The organism is Acidiphilium rubrum (genome assembly GCF_900156265.1).
Taxonomy (GTDB): Bacteria; Pseudomonadota; Alphaproteobacteria; order Acetobacterales; family Acetobacteraceae; genus Acidiphilium; species Acidiphilium rubrum.
Genome location: NZ_FTNE01000003.1, coordinates 60,428 through 77,580, shown reverse-complemented (window position 1 = coordinate 77,580; position 17,153 = coordinate 60,428). Strand labels below are relative to the sequence as shown.

At 64.8% G+C, this 17,153-nt stretch carries 16 protein-coding genes and 3 tRNA genes; 9 read left to right on the top strand and 10 right to left on the bottom strand.

Going from position 1 to position 17,153, the window contains the following annotated elements:
- Positions 1 to 62: 62 nt before the first annotated feature.
- The 3 genes from recA to BW994_RS03280 form a co-directional block, all read right to left on the bottom strand.
- Positions 63 to 1,103, bottom strand: a complete 1,041-nt coding sequence (gene recA / locus BW994_RS03290; protein ID WP_029310807.1) for a recombinase RecA — start codon at positions 1,101 to 1,103, stop codon at positions 63 to 65.
- A gap of 164 nt (positions 1,104 to 1,267) precedes the next feature.
- The gene (locus BW994_RS03285) at positions 1,268 to 2,332 is read right to left on the bottom strand and encodes an aldose epimerase family protein (protein ID WP_029310806.1); all 1,065 of its coding nucleotides are present in this window, start codon (positions 2,330 to 2,332) and stop codon (positions 1,268 to 1,270) included.
- Between the two features lie 12 nt (positions 2,333 to 2,344).
- On the bottom strand, positions 2,345 to 3,976 hold the full coding sequence (locus BW994_RS03280; RefSeq protein WP_029310805.1) for an acyl-CoA dehydrogenase family protein: 1,632 nt from the start codon (positions 3,974 to 3,976) through the stop codon (positions 2,345 to 2,347).
- A gap of 116 nt (positions 3,977 to 4,092) precedes the next feature.
- On the opposite strand from BW994_RS03280, the gene BW994_RS03275 reads away from it, so the two are divergent.
- The gene (locus tag BW994_RS03275) at positions 4,093 to 5,154 is read left to right on the top strand and encodes an SDR family oxidoreductase (protein ID WP_029310804.1); all 1,062 of its coding nucleotides are present in this window, start codon (positions 4,093 to 4,095) and stop codon (positions 5,152 to 5,154) included.
- Between the two features lie 23 nt (positions 5,155 to 5,177).
- On the opposite strand, the gene BW994_RS03270 is transcribed toward BW994_RS03275, so the two are convergent.
- The gene (locus tag BW994_RS03270; protein ID WP_035228071.1) at positions 5,178 to 5,654 is read right to left on the bottom strand and encodes a GNAT family N-acetyltransferase; all 477 of its coding nucleotides are present in this window, start codon (positions 5,652 to 5,654) and stop codon (positions 5,178 to 5,180) included.
- 254 nt (positions 5,655 to 5,908) lie between these two features.
- Between BW994_RS03270 and BW994_RS03265 the strand changes: the two genes are divergently transcribed.
- The 4 genes from BW994_RS03265 to nusG all read left to right on the top strand — a co-directional run bounded on the left by BW994_RS03265 (position 5,909) and on the right by nusG (position 6,947).
- Positions 5,909 to 5,982, top strand: a tRNA-Gly gene (locus BW994_RS03265).
- Between the two features lie 97 nt (positions 5,983 to 6,079).
- Positions 6,080 to 6,156 (top strand) — tRNA-Trp (locus BW994_RS03260).
- Between the two features lie 61 nt (positions 6,157 to 6,217).
- A complete protein-coding gene (gene secE, locus BW994_RS03255) occupies positions 6,218 to 6,412 on the top strand; it encodes a preprotein translocase subunit SecE (RefSeq protein ID WP_029310802.1) in 195 nt (64 codons plus the stop codon).
- Between the two features lie 4 nt (positions 6,413 to 6,416).
- Complete coding sequence (nusG, locus tag BW994_RS03250; protein WP_029310801.1) at positions 6,417 to 6,947, top strand: transcription termination/antitermination protein NusG; 531 nt, start codon at positions 6,417 to 6,419, stop codon at positions 6,945 to 6,947.
- A 277-nt stretch (positions 6,948 to 7,224) separates the two neighbouring features.
- On the opposite strand, the gene murA is transcribed toward nusG, so the two are convergent.
- Genes murA through BW994_RS03235 form a run of 3 tightly spaced genes read right to left on the bottom strand, consistent with a single transcriptional unit; the run spans position 7,225 to position 9,224 of the window.
- On the bottom strand, positions 7,225 to 8,481 hold the full coding sequence (gene murA, locus BW994_RS03245; protein ID WP_029310800.1) for a UDP-N-acetylglucosamine 1-carboxyvinyltransferase: 1,257 nt from the start codon (positions 8,479 to 8,481) through the stop codon (positions 7,225 to 7,227).
- A 6-nt stretch (positions 8,482 to 8,487) separates the two neighbouring features.
- Positions 8,488 to 9,042: a dCTP deaminase gene (gene dcd, locus BW994_RS03240; protein ID WP_029310799.1), complete on the bottom strand. Its 555-nt coding sequence runs from the start codon at positions 9,040 to 9,042 to the stop codon at positions 8,488 to 8,490.
- On the bottom strand, positions 9,033 to 9,224 hold the full coding sequence (locus tag BW994_RS03235; protein ID WP_029310798.1) for a hypothetical protein: 192 nt from the start codon (positions 9,222 to 9,224) through the stop codon (positions 9,033 to 9,035). The genes dcd and BW994_RS03235 overlap by 10 nt, the downstream gene beginning before the upstream one ends.
- Positions 9,225 to 9,322: 98 nt before the next feature.
- Between BW994_RS03235 and BW994_RS03230 the strand changes: the two genes are divergently transcribed.
- A tRNA-Ser gene (locus tag BW994_RS03230) sits at positions 9,323 to 9,412 on the top strand.
- Positions 9,413 to 9,567: 155 nt separating this feature from the next.
- The gene (locus BW994_RS03225; RefSeq protein WP_029311595.1) at positions 9,568 to 9,894 is read left to right on the top strand and encodes a hypothetical protein; all 327 of its coding nucleotides are present in this window, start codon (positions 9,568 to 9,570) and stop codon (positions 9,892 to 9,894) included.
- 96 nt (positions 9,895 to 9,990) lie between these two features.
- Here BW994_RS03225 and BW994_RS03220 read toward each other — a convergent pair whose 3' ends face one another.
- The 3 genes from BW994_RS03220 to BW994_RS03210 form a co-directional block, all read right to left on the bottom strand.
- Entirely contained in the window at positions 9,991 to 12,765 is a 2,775-nt protein-coding gene (locus tag BW994_RS03220; protein ID WP_139333957.1) for a putative bifunctional diguanylate cyclase/phosphodiesterase, read from the bottom strand.
- A gap of 200 nt (positions 12,766 to 12,965) precedes the next feature.
- Positions 12,966 to 13,901 (bottom strand): bifunctional riboflavin kinase/FAD synthetase, encoded by a 936-nt coding sequence (locus tag BW994_RS03215; protein ID WP_029311593.1) that lies wholly within the window; start codon positions 13,899 to 13,901, stop codon positions 12,966 to 12,968.
- On the bottom strand, positions 13,898 to 14,356 hold the full coding sequence (locus BW994_RS03210) for a MaoC family dehydratase (protein WP_035228688.1): 459 nt from the start codon (positions 14,354 to 14,356) through the stop codon (positions 13,898 to 13,900). The genes BW994_RS03215 and BW994_RS03210 overlap by 4 nt, the downstream gene beginning before the upstream one ends.
- 157 nt (positions 14,357 to 14,513) lie before the next feature.
- Between BW994_RS03210 and BW994_RS03205 the strand changes: the two genes are divergently transcribed.
- Both BW994_RS03205 and BW994_RS03200 read left to right on the top strand, forming a co-directional pair.
- Positions 14,514 to 15,668 (top strand): DUF2125 domain-containing protein, encoded by a 1,155-nt coding sequence (locus BW994_RS03205; protein ID WP_029311591.1) that lies wholly within the window; start codon positions 14,514 to 14,516, stop codon positions 15,666 to 15,668.
- A 13-nt stretch (positions 15,669 to 15,681) separates the two neighbouring features.
- Positions 15,682 to 17,151 carry an MFS transporter gene (locus BW994_RS03200; RefSeq protein WP_029311590.1) on the top strand — a complete coding sequence of 490 codons (1,470 nt, stop codon included), beginning with the start codon at positions 15,682 to 15,684 and terminating at the stop codon, positions 17,149 to 17,151.
- Positions 17,152 to 17,153: the final 2 nt, after the last annotated feature.

Sequence of the window (17,153 nt, the reverse complement as noted above, 5' to 3'; positions counted from 1 at the left end):
GCTGTCATCTTTCGGGGCGAAGCGATCGCGTCCGGTCGGTCGCGAAAGCCAACCCTGCTGCGTTACTCCGCCGCTTCGGCCACCTCATTCTCGGACGGTGCCACCATCATCGATTTCTCGACCACCGCGGCCTGATCACGAATGCGCTTCTCGATCGCCGCCGCCATGTCGGGATGATCGCGCAGAAACTGCTTGGCGTTCTCGCGCCCCTGGCCGACGCGCACGCTGTCGTAGCTGAACCAGGCGCCGGATTTCTCGACGATTCCGGCCTTCACCCCAAGATCGATCAACTCGCCGACCTTCGAGATGCCCTCGCCATACATGATGTCGAACTCGACCTGGCGGAACGGCGGCGCCAGCTTGTTCTTCACCACTTTCACGCGGGTCTGATTGCCGGTCACTTCCTCGCGGTCCTTGATCGCGCCTATGCGGCGGATTTCGAGCCGGATCGAGGCATAGAATTTCAGCGCATTGCCGCCGGTGGTGGTTTCCGGATTGCCGAACATGACGCCGATTTTCAGCCGGATCTGGTTTAGAAAGATCATCATGGTCTTCGAGCGCGAGATCGACCCGGTCAGCTTGCGCAGCGCCTGGCTCATCAACCGCGCGTGCAGGCCGACATGGCTGTCGCCCATTTCACCCTCGAGTTCGGCGCGCGGCACCAGGGCGGCCACCGAATCGATCACCAGCACGTCGATCGCGCCGGAGCGCACCAGCGTATCGGCAATTTCCAACCCCTGCTCGCCGGTATCGGGCTGCGAGATCAACAGGTTATCGACATCGACGCCGAGCTTGCGCGCATAGATCGGGTCGAGCGCGTGTTCCGCGTCGATGAACGCGCAGGTGCCGCCGCGCTTCTGCGCTTCGGCAATCGCGTGCAACGCCAGCGTGGTCTTGCCCGAGGATTCCGGCCCGTAGATTTCGATCACCCGGCCGCGCGGAAACCCGCCGATACCGAGCGCGAGGTCGAGCCCGAGCGAGCCGGACGGCACCACGTCGATCTCCTCATTGCCCGGCCGCGCGCCCATCCGCATGATCGAGCCTTTGCCGAATGCCCGCTCGATCTGCACCAGGGCAGCGTCGAGAGCCTTGTTTTTTTCCATCGGTCAACTCCTCAAGCGTGTGTTTCAGGATCGGCAGCGCAACTTAGGCGGGAAATAACCATAGGCTTCACGATGCGACTCGTCGAGTATGAGTTTCGCATGGAGAGAACAGAACAGCAACGCGTCTGGTAAGGATTTATTAACTATTTGTTCCTATGATGTTCTCAGGCGACCGAAAACCGCCAGATCGTGGTGGAGCGGAACGCGTCCCCGGGGTCGAGCCGCGTGGTCGGAAAATGCGGCTGGTTCGGCGCATCCGGGTAGTGCTGGGTCTCGAACGCAATACCGTCCCCCGGGCCGATCAATGCGCCATCCTGCCCGGTAATGGTGCCGGTCAGATTGTTGCCCGTGTAGAATTGCATGCCGGGTTCGCTGGTCTCGATGCTCAGCACCCGGCCGGATACCGCATCGTGCAGCGTCGCGGCCGGCCCGATCGCGCCCGCCGGCTTGTCGAGGACGTAGCAATGATCATACCCGCCGGCGAGCGTCAGTTGCTCATAGGGGGCGCCGATCCGCGCACCGGCCGCGTGCGGCGTGCGAAAATCCATCGGCGTGCCCGCCACCGCCAGCAGAATCCCGGTCGGGATCTGCCCGGCATCGGTCGGCAGAAAAAAACTGGCCGGAATCGTCACGATCTGATCGAGCGCGCTGCCCGACCCCGCGAGATTGAAATAGGTATGGTTGGACAGATTGAGCACGGTCGGCCGGCCCTCCACCTGCGCCGCGTAGTCGATCCGCACCGCATTGTCCTCCTCCAGCGTGTACACCACCGTCACGGTCAGCGTGCCGGGAAACCCGTTGTCGCCATCTGCACTGACCAGTTGCAGCGTGACCGACCGCGCGTTCGCGGTCACGATATCCCAGATCCGATGCCCGAAATTCGGCGTGGCGCCGGTTTTCAACCCGCCGTGCAGCGTATTGGGCCCGTTGTTCACCGGCAGATGAAACACCTCGCCATCCAGGCTGAACCGCCCGCCGGCAATCCGATTGGCATAGCGCCCGAGCAGCGCGCCGAAATATGGGCTCTTGCTCTCGTAATCGGCCATGTTGGTGCAGCCGAGCACGACGTTGCCGAACGCGCCCTCCCGGTCCGGCACCATGATCGCGGTGATCGCCCCGGCATAGTCCAGCACCGCGACGCTCATGCCGGCACGGTTGCGCAAGGTCACCTGCCGCACCAGCGCGCCATCGGCGGTGGTGCCGTATTCGGTGATTATCGCATCTTGCATCGGCATCTATCCTCAGTCGGTTGGAATGATCGCAGCACGGCGCACCAGGGCCGCTTGGTCGAGATCGGCCGGCAACGCACCATACGCAAGACCCGGGTCCGCAATCCGCGCCCGGATGAAGGCTTCGGCCACGTACACCGGCGCGTGGCGCACCAGCAGCGCCGCAGCGATCGCCAGCGCGATGTGTTCCACCAACCGCCGCGCCGCAGCTTCCGGCGCATCCGATGCCGCCAGCACCGCCCCAACGCCCGCGATCAGCCCATCCAGCGCCGCATCCACCCCGCGCGCCGGTGCCAGCAGGGCCAGCAGCGCATCCGCCGCCCCCGGCGTGCGGGCGAGTGCCCGCAGCACATCGAGGCAGATGATATTGCCCGCACCCTCCCACACACCGTTCAGCGGTGCTTCGCGATACAGCCGCGCGATCGGATGCTCCTCGATGAACCCGTTGCCGCCGTGGCATTCCTGCGCCTCGGCAACCAGACCAGGCGCGCGCTTGCAATTCCAGTATTTCGCAACCGGCACGATCACCCGCGCCAGCGCCGCCTCGGCCGGATCACCCGGCGCCGCATCGATCGCGGCGGCCGCCCGCATCGCGAGCCACAGCGCCGTCTCGGCATCGAGCGCCATATCCGCCAGCACCGCGCGCATCACCGGCTGATCGATCAACGCGCGCTGAAACGCGGTGCGCCGGCTTGCATGAAACACCGCAAGACTGGTCGCATGGCGCATCAGCGCCGCAGCACCGATCGCGCATTCCAGCCGGGTCAGATGCGCCATTTCAATGATCGTCGCGATGCCCCGGCCCGGCTCACCGACCATCACGGCGTCCAGCCCGTCGAACTCGACCTCGGATGAAGCGTTCGACCGATTGCCGCATTTATCCTTGAGCCGCTGGATCCGAACGGCGTTGCGCGATCCGTCATCGCGCCAGCCCTGCGCCAGAAAACAGCTCACCCCCGCATCGGTGCGCGCCAGCGTCAGAAACAGATCGCTCATCGGCACCGAAAAGAACCATTTATGGCCGGTCAGCGCCCATCGCCCGCCGTCCTGGCGCGCAACCGTCCGGGTCTGGCGCAGATCCGAGCCACCCTGTTTTTCGGTCATCGCCATGCCGACCGTCAGCGCCACTTTCGCATCCGGCGGCAGCGCGCGCGGATCATACGCCGTCGCCAGAATCCCCGTGCTGAACCGCGCCAGCAATTCCGGCGCGTGGCGCAGCGCCGCCATCGAGGCATAGGTCATCGCTTCGGGGCAGCACACGCCCGGCTCGCCCTGGCCCCATACATACGCAATCCCCGCCCGCGCCACCTGCGCCCCCGGCCGCGCCGCCGTCCAGGCGAGCGCATGATACGCATCGCCGCGGATCAACCCCATCAACTCATGCCAGGCCGGATGATAGGCAATCTCATCGATCCGCTGCCCGAACCGGTCGAACGCCCGCAACTCCGGCCCGTACCGATTGGCATCCCGCGCCAACCCCCGCAGCCGGGCGGACCCCACCCGCGCACCGCACGCGCCCAGCCGATCCTCCGCCCACGCCCCGCCAAACGCAGCCACCGCGCCGCCGAGCGCGACATCCGCGGTATAGACATTGTAATCAGGCGGCTCACCGACCTGATTGATGCTGTCATGGGTCGCGATCATGCAACCGCTATAGGCCGATCGGCGCCGCCTGTCGCCGCACTCACCCCAGCCATGAAGCGCTGGCACACCCCGCCAGCCATCCCCAGATCTCGCCCTGCACAACAACGGAGCGGATCATGGCAGGCACGGCATTGGTGGTGGGATCGAGCGGCATCGTCGGCAGCGCGTCATGCACGCATCTGCTCGATCAGGGCTGGCAGGTCCACGGCCTCGCCCGCCACCCGCAGGCGCAACCAGGCGTCACCCCGATTGCCGCCGACCTGCGCGACGCGGCAGCCCTGGCCGAGGCGCTCAAACCAATCAAACCCGACCTCGTCATCCTCGCCACCTGGATTCGCGGCGCCACCGAGGCCGAGAACATCCGCGTCAACGGCACCATGGTCCGCAATCTGCTCGATGCCGTGCGCCCCGCCGGCTCGGTCACCCACGTCGCCCTGGTCACCGGCCTGAAGCACTACCTCGGCCCGTTCGAATCCTACGGCAAAGGCACCCTGCCGCAGACCCCGTTCCGCGAAACCCAGGGCCGGCTCGATGTCGAGAATTTCTACTACGCCCAGGAAGACGAACTGTTCGCCGCCGCCGCGCGCGACGGATTCGGCTGGAGCGTGCACCGCCCGCACACCATCATCGGCAAGGCGGTTGGCAACGCGATGAACATGGGCACCACGCTCGCCACCTATGCTGTCATCTGCCGCGAACAGGGCCGGGCATTCACCTTTCCCGGCTCGCCGATGCAATGGCACGGCCTGACCGACATGACCGATTCCCGTCTGCTCGCACAACACATCCTCTGGGCCGCAACCACCCCGGCCGCGCGCGACCAGGCGTTCAACGTGGTGAACGGCGACATCTTCCGCTGGAGCTGGATGTGGGGGCGCATCGCGCAATGGTTCGGCATCGCCCCCGCACCGTTCGACGGCACCACCCGCCCGCTGGAACAGCAAATGGCGCAGGACGCACCGCTCTGGCGCGATATCGCCGCACGCCACGGCCTCGCCGAACCCGACCTCGCGCGTCTCGCCTCGCCCTGGCATACCGATGCCGACCTCGGCCGCCCGATCGAGGTGGTCACCGACATGTCGAAAAGCCGCCGCCTCGGCTTTGCGGCCTACCAGCCCACCGACGATGCGTTCTACGACCTGTTCACCCAGCTCCGCGCCGACCGGCTGATCCCCTGATCGGCGCGCGCCCGGCCGCGCTATCACACCGGCCAGCGCCACACGATCAAAGCCCCGTCCTCCGGATCGTCGCGCACGCTCGCACGGCTGAACCCGTTCCGCTCGAGCACGCGCTGCGAGGCGACATTCTCCACCGCGGTCTCCGCAACCAGCGTCGCCACCGCCGGGTCCGCGCGTGCCGCCCGCTGCACCAGCCCGATCGCCCCGGTCGCAAAGCCACGATTGCGGCGCGATGCGGCCACCCCATAGCCGATTTCGACCATGCCCGCAGCATCAGGCGGCCGCTTATAGCCGCACAGCCCGACAATCTCACCGTCGGACACCATCAGCCAATGACCGTCCGACCCGCCCGCATGCAGGCGCGCAACCATGCGCCGGAGCATTCTGATCATGCCGACATCATCAACACCGCCCTCCGGCAGCGACAGCCCGGAGTCATTCTCGCATTCGCCCAGCAGCACGGCGAAATGATCGTCAGTCAGACGAACAAGGTTCAACATTCAAATCTCGCTTGGTGAAGGCCGGGCGCCGTCACCGATCGCGGGTGTAATACCCCGCCCTATAGCGTCCCGGCAAATGAAAGAAGGATGGCCACCATGATAAACACCTCCTTTGCTACACGTTATGATCTTGCCCCATAACGGCGATCCGCAACGGTTTCAATCGAATTCACGGCCCGCTCCGGTGGCAGCGCTCTCGGTTCGCCACCCCGGCCATTGAAGCTGGCCCGCCACCGCATTATACGGACGATGTTGCGGGTGTAGCTCAACGGTAGAGTCCCAGCCTTCCAAGCTGGTTGTGCGGGTTCGATTCCCGTCACCCGCTCCAATGCCCGGCAGGCATTTCTGCGCCGGCCCTTGACATCGGGGCCCGCACGTTGTGCAAGCCAGCGGACGCGTGTTGTCCGCAAGCGACCTGTCACTGCAGGGGTGTAGCTCAATTGGCTAGAGCGCCGGTCTCCAAAACCGGAGGCTGTGGGTTCGAGACCCTCCACCCCTGCCAACCGGTCTTTCTGGGCCGGCACGCAACACGACATTTTTAGGCAATCTGGAGCATGACTGCATTGGCGTTCAACCCGGCGAAGTTCCTGCGCGACGTGCGCATCGAGGCCTCGAAGACCACCTGGCCGTCGCGGCGGGAAACCCTGGTGACCACAGGCGTCGTGCTCGCCATGGTCGCGCTGACGATCGTGTTCTTTCTCGTGGTGGATCAGGTGATCGGGCTGGGCATGCGGTTCCTGTTCGGCGTAGGGGGTTAAAGCCGTGGCAAAACGCTGGTATGTTCTGCATGTCTATTCCGGGTTCGAGAAGAAAATCGCGAACCAGATCACCGAAACCGCGGCCCAGAAAGGCCTGTCCGACGAAATCGAACAGGTCCTGGTCCCGACCGAGGAAGTGGTGGAAATCCGCCGCGCCCAAAAGGTCAACGCCGAACGCAAATTCTTCCCCGGCTACGTGCTGATCAAAATGGAAATGAGCGACGATGCCTGGCATCTGGTGCGCGACATTCCCAAAGTGACCGGCTTCCTCGGCACCAAAATCCGCCCCACCCCCATCTCGGACTCCGAAGCCGAACGCATGATGCGCCAGGTCCAGGAAGGCGCTGAAACCCGCCGCCCCGCCGTCGTGTTCGAAATCGGCGAACAAGTCCGCGTCGCAGACGGCCCCTTCACCAGCTTCAACGGCGTCGTCGAAGACGTCGATGAAGAAAAAGGCCGCGTCAAAGTCTCCGTCTCGATCTTCGGCCGCTCAACCCCCGTCGAACTCGAATACGCCCAAGTCGAAAAAGTCTGACCGCCCGGCGGCGTCATTTTGGCCGCTGGTGGGGTGGGCTATGGGCGAGCAAGATCAGGGGGCTTTGCCCCCCGAACCCCCCACTAAGGGCTTAGCCCTTAGAACCCGCTAGTTTTAGGCAAGGGGAGGGCGCTGCCTGGAACTTTCCGTCGATCTGGCCCGTGTCGCCCTCCCCTTGCCTAAAACTAATGGATTTTAAAGGCTCCGCCTTTAACGGGGTCCAGGGGCAGAGCCCCTGGCCTTCCTTACCCATGGCCCACCCCACCAGAGCCCGAAATCAAGCGGCCAGTCGTTCGATGGTGGCGCCGCAGGCGGCGAGTTTGCGTTCGACGGCTTCGTAGCCGCGGTCGAGGTGGTAGACGCGGTTGACGATGGTTTCCCCGCGGGCGGCGAGGCCGGCGAGCACGAGGGAGAACGAGGCGCGCAGGTCGGTTGCCATCACTGGCGCGCCGGACAAGGCGGCAACGCCGCGCACGATGGCCGACGAACCATGGACATTGATGCGCGCACCCATCCGGTTGAGTTCGGGCACGTGCATGAAGCGGTTTTCGAAAATCGATTCGGTGATCATCGAAGCGCCTTCCGCCACGGCCATCAGCGTCATGAATTGGGCCTGCATGTCGGTTGCGAATCCGGGGAAGGGTTCGGTCATCGCATCGGTGCCGTGCAGCCCGTTGCGCCGGCTGACTTTGAGCCCATCCGGTGTGGTGCTGATATCGACGCCGGCCTGGCCCAGGGTTGCGAGCACCGCGCCCAGATCATCCGGCCGGGCGCCGCGCAGCAGCACCGAACCGCCGGTGATGGCGGCGGCGCAGGCGTAGGTGCCGGCCTCGATCCGGTCGGGGATGATGCCGTGTTCGGCCCCGTGCAGCGCCTTGACGCCGGTGATGGTCAGCCGGTCGGTGCCGACGCCGCTGATCTGCGCGCCCATCGCGACCAGGCAGGCGGCGAGATCGCTGATTTCCGGCTCGCGGGCGGCGTTGATCAGCACGGTCTCGCCCTCGGCCAGGCTTGCCGCGAGCATCAGGTTTTCGGTGGCGCCAACCGAGACGAACGGGAACGTAATAGTGGCGCCGTGCAGCCCGTGGGGCGCGGTGGCGTCGATATAGCCGCCCTCCAGCCGGATTTCAGCACCCATGGCTTCCAACCCTTTGAGATGCAGATCGACCGGCCGCGTGCCAATGGCGCACCCGCCCGGCAGCGAAACCCGCGCCTCGCGCGTCCGGGTCAGCAGCGGGCCGAGCACCAGGATCGAGGCGCGCATCTTGCGAACGATATCGTAGGGCGCTTCGGTATTGGTAATCACCCCGCCGAGCGAGAGCGTGCGCGGCGCGATCGGGTCGACCGCGATGCCGTGCTGGGCGAGCAGCTGGCCCATGGTCGCGACATCCGCAAGCTCGGGCACGTTGGTCAGCACGAGTCGCTCATCGGTGAGCAGGCCAGCGGTCATCAGGATGAGGGCCGCGTTCTTCGCGCCGGAAATATCGATAATGCCTTCGAGCGGCCGGCCGCCCACAATTCGAATTCTATCCACAAATCCTCACAGTTTTGGTAATGAAACGCCGGTTTGGCGCATGTATTTGCCCGCCTTGTCGGCGTAGCTGACTTCGCACGGCCCCGCACCTTGCAGGAACAGGAACTGGCAGATGCCCTCGTTGGCATAAATCCGTGCGGGCAGGGGGGTGGTGTTGGAAATCTCGATCGTCACCTGCCCCTCCCATTCGGGTTCCAGCGGTGTCACATTCACGATGATGCCGCAACGCGCATAGGTCGATTTACCGAGGCAGATGACCAGAATATCACGTGGAATTCGGAAATACTCCACGGTATGGGCGAGTGCGAAGGAGTTGGGCGGAATGATGCAGACCTTCCCCTTGCGATCGACGAAGCTGCTCGGCGCGAAATCCTTGGGGTCGACCACGGCGGAATCGACATTGGTAAAAATCTTGAAATCATCCGCCACCCGCGCGTCGTACCCGTAGGACGACAGGCCGTAGGAAATCACGCCATCGCGTTTCTGGGTTTCCACGAAGGGTTCGATCATGGCGCGGGTCTGCGCCTGTTCGCGAATCCAGCGATCGGGCATTACCGGCATGTTGTCTCTTTCTGTCTCGGGTCATGGGGCGGTGTCAGGTCATCGGGTTCGGACCGTTCGCGGCTTTGCGCCTTGCGCCGGCCGAGGTTGGCGCGCAACGCCGCCGCCTCCCGCCGCCGCCGCGCCTCGGCCACGATTTCGGCGTGGGTGCGGGGGGTGTTGCTCTCCGGTTGGTCGTTCATGGCGGGACAAAGCGTCTTTGGCCTCATCGCGTCAAGAGTGCGCCATGCGCGCTCCAGTTGCCTCCCCCGAAACCTTTGCCTATAAGCCGCCCCGAGACGGAGAGGTGCCGGAGTGGTCGATCGGGACGGTCTCGAAAACCGTTGTACCTTCACGGGTACCGTGGGTTCGAATCCCACCCTCTCCGCCACCCAATCCCCTATTTTGCAAGCCCGCCGGGCCCCGATCGAACCCTAAGATCGATCGAAGGCAGATGCTCCATCGCGTCGCGGCCCATCCTGATCGAGCAGTGCAAAATCGGCGCAGCAGTCCCCATGTATCGGATCTAGTATCAGGAACCCAGCGATGAGCAACGCGATTAACGTTATCGTCTCCGTCATCCTGGCAATCGCCGGGCTCGTGATGGATTTCGTCGCCTATATCGATGGATTGCTGGCACGTATGATGACCGCCATCGGCATCCCGGCGAACGTGCAGACCATTCTGCTGGTCATCGTGGCGGCATTATTGATCGTGCTGGCGGTGCGCCTGTTCGGCCGATTCCTGGCAGCGCTCATTGTTGTCCTGCTCGTGTTGCTGCTGATCAGCAAGATCGATCCGGGGCTTACCGTGCCACAGGGGCACCCACCGGCGTGGCTCCACCTGCCGGGCCAATCGCCGAAACCGGCATAGCGCCATCCGGTCACCGCAAGACGATCAAGCATGTTCCAATCAGTTCAGATCCGGCAGCGTGCCCCTTCGTCAAATCTCAGAAAAGACTGCGCGTGGCTAAACCAATCCGCGGGCGACGCTTCTCTGTCGCGCACGGTCAGACTGAAGCGTGGGAGGAGCGGCCGCGCTCGAGCCCTGTGCCATGATCGCCTCACACAGCCTGGTTCGAACCAGGTCCGAAGCGGTCGCGACGGCCGTAATATCAAGCTCCGGCTGATCGGTCAGCGCCATCAGCGCCGCATAGGCCTCGCCCAACGGTGTCTGGTCTAAACCGTTCCGGTGCAAGAACTTCGTCAGCGATAAAGTCGAAGCGCGGCGTAGATGATGCCACACCGCCGGCTCGTCCGGCGCGAACAGAAACACGCGCACCCAGCGAATGTGTGTTGCATAGGCACCGAGTAGACTGCGTGGCTGATCACCGACCTTATGCGTCACGTCCCGCGCGAGAAACTGTGTCAGAGGCGCGAGCGGCATCGGACGAGCGATGGCGAAACCCTGCGCGAGCGGCGCACGAAGAATGCGCAGAGCATCGAGCATGTCGGTCGTCTCGACCCCCTCGATGCACAGGCTCAACCCCAGGCTCGCCGCCATGGTGATGTTGCTTGCCAGCGAAACCAGATTGTTCGGATTGCTCATCACGTTGGCCAGGAACGCCCGGTCGAGCTTCAGGTGATCGACCTTCAATTTCTGCACCCGCTGCACCGTCGAGAATTCGATCCCAAGGTCGTCGATCGCGATGGCAATCCCAAGCCGGCGCAACCCGTCCAATCGCTCCTGCGCTACGCCATGATCGGAAAACTCGTGGCTTTCCAGCAATTCGATGATCAACCGGCCGGGCGCAATCCCGCTCCCCGCCAGCGCAGCCTCGATCATCGGCAGGACGGCACCCCGCGTCAGCACCTCGGCATCGACATTGACCGAAAGCAGCAATTCCGGGGCGATGGGTGCCAGGTGCCGCAGCGCCGCGATGCCTTGGCGCAGAACCGTATCGAACAGGATTTCGCGATCCTCGGCGTTCAAATCCGGCAAAAAGGCCGCGGGCGCCAGCAGTTGCTCACCATCGCGCAGGCGTGCCAGCGCCTCGATCGCGGTGACCGCTCCGGTGCTGACCGTAATGATCGGTTGAAAATGAACCTCGACGGACTGGCTTTGCAGCAGCGCGCGATAATGCGATTGCGCCGGCGCGGCGCCGATGAACTCCTGATAGGTCATCCAGAACCGGGTTCGTGTCGTCTTCGCCGCCTTGCTGGCATAAAGCGCGATATCGGCGTGGCGGATCAGCATTTCGGGCGGTTCGGGATCGGTCGGATAAAACGTGAAGCCGAGACTCGCCTCGACCACAACAAGCTCACCATGATCGAGTTCGATCGGCTGACGGACGATGGCGGCCAGCCGATCGCAGAATCCCCCGAGCCGCTCGATGGAATTCAGATCCTCGATGATCAGGGCGAATTCGTCCCCACCAAGCCGCGCCACGAAATCGACATCGCGCAACGCACCGCGCAGCCTTCGGGCCAGCGTGCGCAACACGGTGTCACCGGCGGCGTGGCCATAGCGATCGTTGATCGGTTTGAAATTATCGAGATCGAGCATGCCGAGGCCGAGCACCATGCCGTGGCGGCCGGCATGCGCCAGCGACACCGGCAGGGTCTCCTCGAAGGCGCGGCGATTGGGCAGGTTGGTCAGCTTGTCGTGCCGCGCGATGACGCTCTGCTGTTCGCGCTCGGCCCGCAGCGCCGCCTTCAGATCGACCTCGTCAAGCGCACGGCCGATATTGTTCGCAAGCTGGCTGATCAGCCGCCGCGTGTCGCCATCGATCACCGCATTATCCTCGGAGACCAGAAACAAAACGGCAAACAACGCGCCGGCACGGCGGATTGGCGCGGCGGCGGCGGATTGCCAGCCGCCGCGCAGCGCAAACTCGCGCCATTGCTGCAGCCGGGCCAACGACGCGTAATCATCGACCGTCTGCAACACCCCGGTTTTCCACGCCAAAACACCCAGCAGTTGCTGGCTTTCGTGTTGATCGAGCGGTTGGCGCAGTCCGCGCACGTCCTCCGCAGCCTTGCCATGGGCAATCGCATAACCGAACACCCCGTCCTGATCGACCTGCCCGATCGCGGCGCAACTAAAGAGATCGGTCTCGCTCAACCGCTTGCAGATGTCGCGCAGAACCGAGGCTTCGCTGGCCGGATCGAGCAGGGTTTCAACGCCGACCAGCAAGGTATCGAGCAGGCGGTTCGCGCGCAGCAACGCCCGCTGGTTCAGGCGATTCTCGATCGCGGTGCCGATCACCCGGCCGAATTCGGTCAACACGGCAACCGGCCAGTTCAGCAGAAAAAATTCCGGCTCGCCGGAATAGAGATTGAGGAGACGATGAACCCCCTTCACCCCGGTCAATGGAATCGATGCGCCGACCCGCAAGCCCAAACGCAGCCAATCCTGCCGCCAGGGGGCCAACCCGCCATCGGCAACGACGTCCGCCGACAACTCGGCTCTGCCGCTATGCCACGCGCGGCCGGCCGGCCCCAGAGACCGCGGCCCATCGTAGAGATCGATCATCTGTGCCGGATCGCTGATCACGCCTGAGTGCAGGCCGCGCACCACCTCCGGCACGAGGCGCCCATCATCGTTCGGGTGGCCGATCCAGGCGGCATCGATCCCGGGAATCGTCATCAGCATATCGAGCAGGATTTCCATGAACCCGATCGGGTCCAACGGCGCGACCAGAAGCTGATCGAGCCCCGGCAGCGACCGCCAGGGCAACTCGGACGTACCAGCGAGCGCCGTGCCAGGTATGATTGCGACCGGGTCGCGAGGTTTCCGCGTCAATCAGACAATCCCTCTGGCTGCGGCAGACCCGATTGTCTCGCCGAAACACGCCGGCGCACGCTAACAGCGAAACCTTAACAATTCCGTTCTAAAACGGAATGACGTTTGCGGGGAATCGTCTCCATGCCGCAACGCTAAGCCGTTCCAGAACAGCCGATAAGCAACAATCCAATGAAAAATCAAAGTTTTTTGCTTCTTTTTTACAAAAAAGCAGTCCTTAACCTGTCCTTCGCTTCCTCCGCATCCCGCACGATCTGCGCCTGCAGCGCGGCAAAACTCTCGAATTTACGTTCATCGCGAATGAAATGGTGCAGCGACACCGCCAGATCCTGCCCATACAGGTCGCCGTCGAAATCGAACAGATGCGCCTCCAGCCGCGCGATCGCCCCTTCGGCAACGGTCGGGCGCCGGCCGATATTGGCAACGCCGCGCACCACGCGCCCATCCGGCAGCGTCGCGGTAACCGCGTAAACACCGCGCGCCGGTTCAAGGTGGCGGCCGAGGGCGATATTGGCGGTGGGAAAGCCGATCGTGCGGCCCCGCGCATCGCCATGCGCAACGATGCCGCGAATCGTGTGCGGCCGGCCAAGCAGGGCGGCCGCGCGCTCGGGGTAGCCATCCTGCAGCAGGCGGCGGATGCGCGTCGAGGAAATCGGCCCTTCCGCATCATCGAGATGCGGCACAATGGAAAGCCCGATGCCGAGCGCCTCGGCCTCGGTCCGCAGCAGCGCCACATCACCGCCACGCCGGTGGCCAAACGCGAAATCCGCACCGCAGGCGAGGTGGCAGGCGCCGATGCCGCGGTGCAGGATATCACCAATGAAATCGGTCGCCGGACTCATCGCAAACGCGCGGTCGAACCTCAGCTCATACAGAATATCGACGCCCTGGGCCTGCAGCGCGGCGGCGCGTTCGGCTTCCAGCGTCAGGCGGAACGGCGGATCGTCCGGGCGAAAAAACTCGCGCGGGTGCGGCGCAAAGCTCAGCACCGCGCGCGGCGCATCCGGCCGCGCCGCATGAGCCGCCTGCAGCACCTTGATATGCCCACGGTGCACGCCATCGAAATTCCCCAGCGCGACCGAGGCACCGCGCGCCTCGCCCGGAACCGCGCGCCAGTCGCGAACCACGCGGATCATTCGGCGGCGCGCGGGGTTTCAGCGACCGCAACCACCGCTTCGCCGGGCGGAATCACCACCGCCTCGCCTTCGATCACCACTTTGCCGCGCACCAGGCAGCGCGTGCGCATGGTCGCGCGTTTCCGCTCATGGTCGAGTGCTGCGACTTCAACAACGGCGGTCACCGTATCGCCGATCCGCACCGGCGCGCGAAACCGCATCGACTGGGTGAGATAAATCGTGCCGAGCCCGGGCAGCACGGTGCCGAGCACGGCCGAAATCAGGCTGCCGCACAGCATCCCGTGCGCGACGCGGCCCTTGAACAGAGTTTCCGCCGCAAGCTCCTCGTTCAGATGCACCGGGTTGGTATCCATCGAAACGGCGGAGAACAGCAGAATATCGGCCTCGGTGATGGTCTTGCCGAGCGAGGCGGTCTGGCCGATTTGTAACTGTTCGAAGGGAACGCAGGATGGCATGGGCAACTCCAGTGTGCCGGAATGGGTCGGGCGGTGGCACATGGCCCCGGATCGCCCGTTTGGGTCAAGTCTCGGCCGCCGCCTACCCCGGTCATTGGCCAAGCCGCGCCGCGATGGGTATGGTGGCGCGGCCGGTCTGGCCCCGAAAGGATGATTGATGCGCGGTGTGTTGCGGTTCCTGGTTCTGCTGATCGTCGTCCTCGCGATCGCCTATGTCGGTGCCTGGTGGTACGTCCAGGGGCGGATGGCGATGGCGTTTCGCGCCCAGGAGCACATGTTGCGCCAGGCGGGCTGGACCATGAGCCACGGCGCCACCGCGCGCGGGTCCTCACCGCTGGCGGCGACCTATTCCGTCACCGATCTCACCCTGAGCCCACCCGATCGCGGCCTGCCCACGCCGAAAATCACCCTGCCCAGTTTCGTGATGCGCGCGAAAATCACCTCACCCTTCACGCTCGACATCGGCCTCCCGCTCGCCTGGCACGTCGCCATGTCGCAAGGCCCGGCCTTCACGCTGCAATTCACCACCATCAGCGATCAATATCACTTCGACCCGAACGCCCTGCTCGACCACGCGCCGGACCCGCTGCGGTCGGGCACGCTGAATTTCACCGGCATGCGGATCGACAGCGCCGACACCAATTTCACCCTGATCAGCCTCGCGTCCCTCCATACCGACTTCACGCGCAACCCCGCCGCCGGGCGCAGCGATACCGCGTTCACCGTGCATGAAACCCTGACCGGCCTTGCTTTGTCGCCGATTTTCGTCACCCTCGCGCACCTGCCGTTCGATGGCAAACTGGCCTCCCTGCAACTGGACGCCGATTTTTCAGGCCCGCAACTGCCGCCGTTCACGCAATCGGTGCTGACCCCGCAGACCGCCGGCGTGACGACCAACCCGGACGCCGCGATCGCCGCCTGGCAGCAACTCGGCCCCGCGGTGCACGACTGGGCCAAGGGCGGCGGCCACGGTGATTTCACCCTCGCGGTCGATCTCGGTCCGCTCAAAGCCCACACCCACGGCAGTTTCGGCTTCGATACCACCGTGCAGCCCGCCGGCAAGGCGACCCTGGTGGCCGATGGCGTGGGCGCCTTCCTCGGCGACATCGCCAACGCCTATCCGGCGGCTGTGGGCATGATCAGCGCGCTCTCCGCCCAGACCGCCCCCTACATGAGCAAGGCGCCGTCGGATGCCCAGCGCCTGACCGTGAATTTCGCCCTCGCCGGCGGCGTGCTGACCGCCAACGGCAAAAAAGCCGCCGATGTGCCGCCGCTGGTCTGGCCGGCACCGGCGGCAACACCGACCAAGTGACCCACAGCCGGAGATGATCGATGATGAGGACGACGACCGGTCCGCACTGACGACGCGGCAGATGCGGATCACCGCGGTCATCGTCGCAACCGCTCTGTTCATGCAGAATCTCGACAGCACCATCGTCGCCACCGCGCTGCCGGCCATGGCGAAAAGCTTCCACGCCGACCCGCTGCACATGAGCCTGGCACTCACCTCCTATCTGCTTTCGCTCGCGGTGTTCATCCCCGCCTCCGGCTGGTTCGCCGATCGTTTCGGCAGCCGCACGGTGTTCCGCGCCGCGATCCTGATCTTCACGATCGGCTCGGTCCTGTGCGGCCTCGCGCACAGCCTCGGCGAACTCATCGCCGCCCGCATCCTCCAGGGCGTCGGCGGCTCGATGATGGTGCCGGTCGGCCGGCTGCTGCTGCTGAAATCGGTGCGCCGGCGCGACATGCTCGCCGCAACCTCCTGGCTCACCATGCCCGCGCTGATCGGCCCGATCATCGGCCCGCCGCTCGGCGGCTTCATCGTCACCTATGTCTCCTGGCGCTGGACCTTCGACATCAACGTCCCGATCGGGCTGATCGGCATCGTCGCCGTCAGCCTGTTCATCCGCGAAGTGCGCGACAGCGAACACGCGGGACGGCTCGATATCATCGGCCTGATCCTGTCCGGCCTCGCGATGGCGCTGGTGATGGCCGGCATCGAAACCATCGGCCGCGGCATCATCGCGGTGCCATGGAGCCTCGCCTGCTTCGCGGTCGGCGGCGCGTCCGGCTGGGCCTACTGGCGCCACGCGCAGCACCACGAACATCCGGTGCTCGATCTCACCCTGATGAAGATCGACACCTTCGCCAATTCCACCATCGCCGGCAGTTTCTTCCGCGTGCTGGCCGGCGCCATGCCGTTTCTGCTGCCGCTCATGCTGCAACTCGGCTTCGGCGAATCGGCCGCCAAAAGCGGCACCGTCACCTTCGCGGCGGCCATCGGCGCGCTGGCAATGAAGCCGCTCGCCCAGCCCATCCTGCGCCGCTTCGGCTTTCGGATCTCCATGGTCGGCTTCGGCCTGCTCTCGGTCGCCTTCACCGCCGCCTGTGCCGCGTTCCGCCCGTCTTGGCCGGTCCTCGCCCTCGATGCCGTGCTGCTGATCGGCGGCGTGTTCCGCTCGCTGCAATTCACCGCCTTCAACACCATCGCCTACGCCGATGTGCCGCGCAGCCGCATGAGTGCGGCGACCAGTTTCTACGCAACCTTCCAGCAGATCACCATCACTCTCGGCATCTCGATCGCGGCGGGCTCGCTCGAGGTCGCCACCGCCCTGTCCGGCCACGCAGCCCCCAGCATCGCCGATTATTCCTGGGCCTTCATCATCATCAGCGCGATCGGCCTGATCTCGGTGCCGATCTGCGCCCGCCTCGCCGCCGAAGCGGGCGACGATGTCAGCGGCCACCATGCCGCACCGGTGCCGCACATTGACCTGCCGTCAGGCCCGCGCCAGTAGGA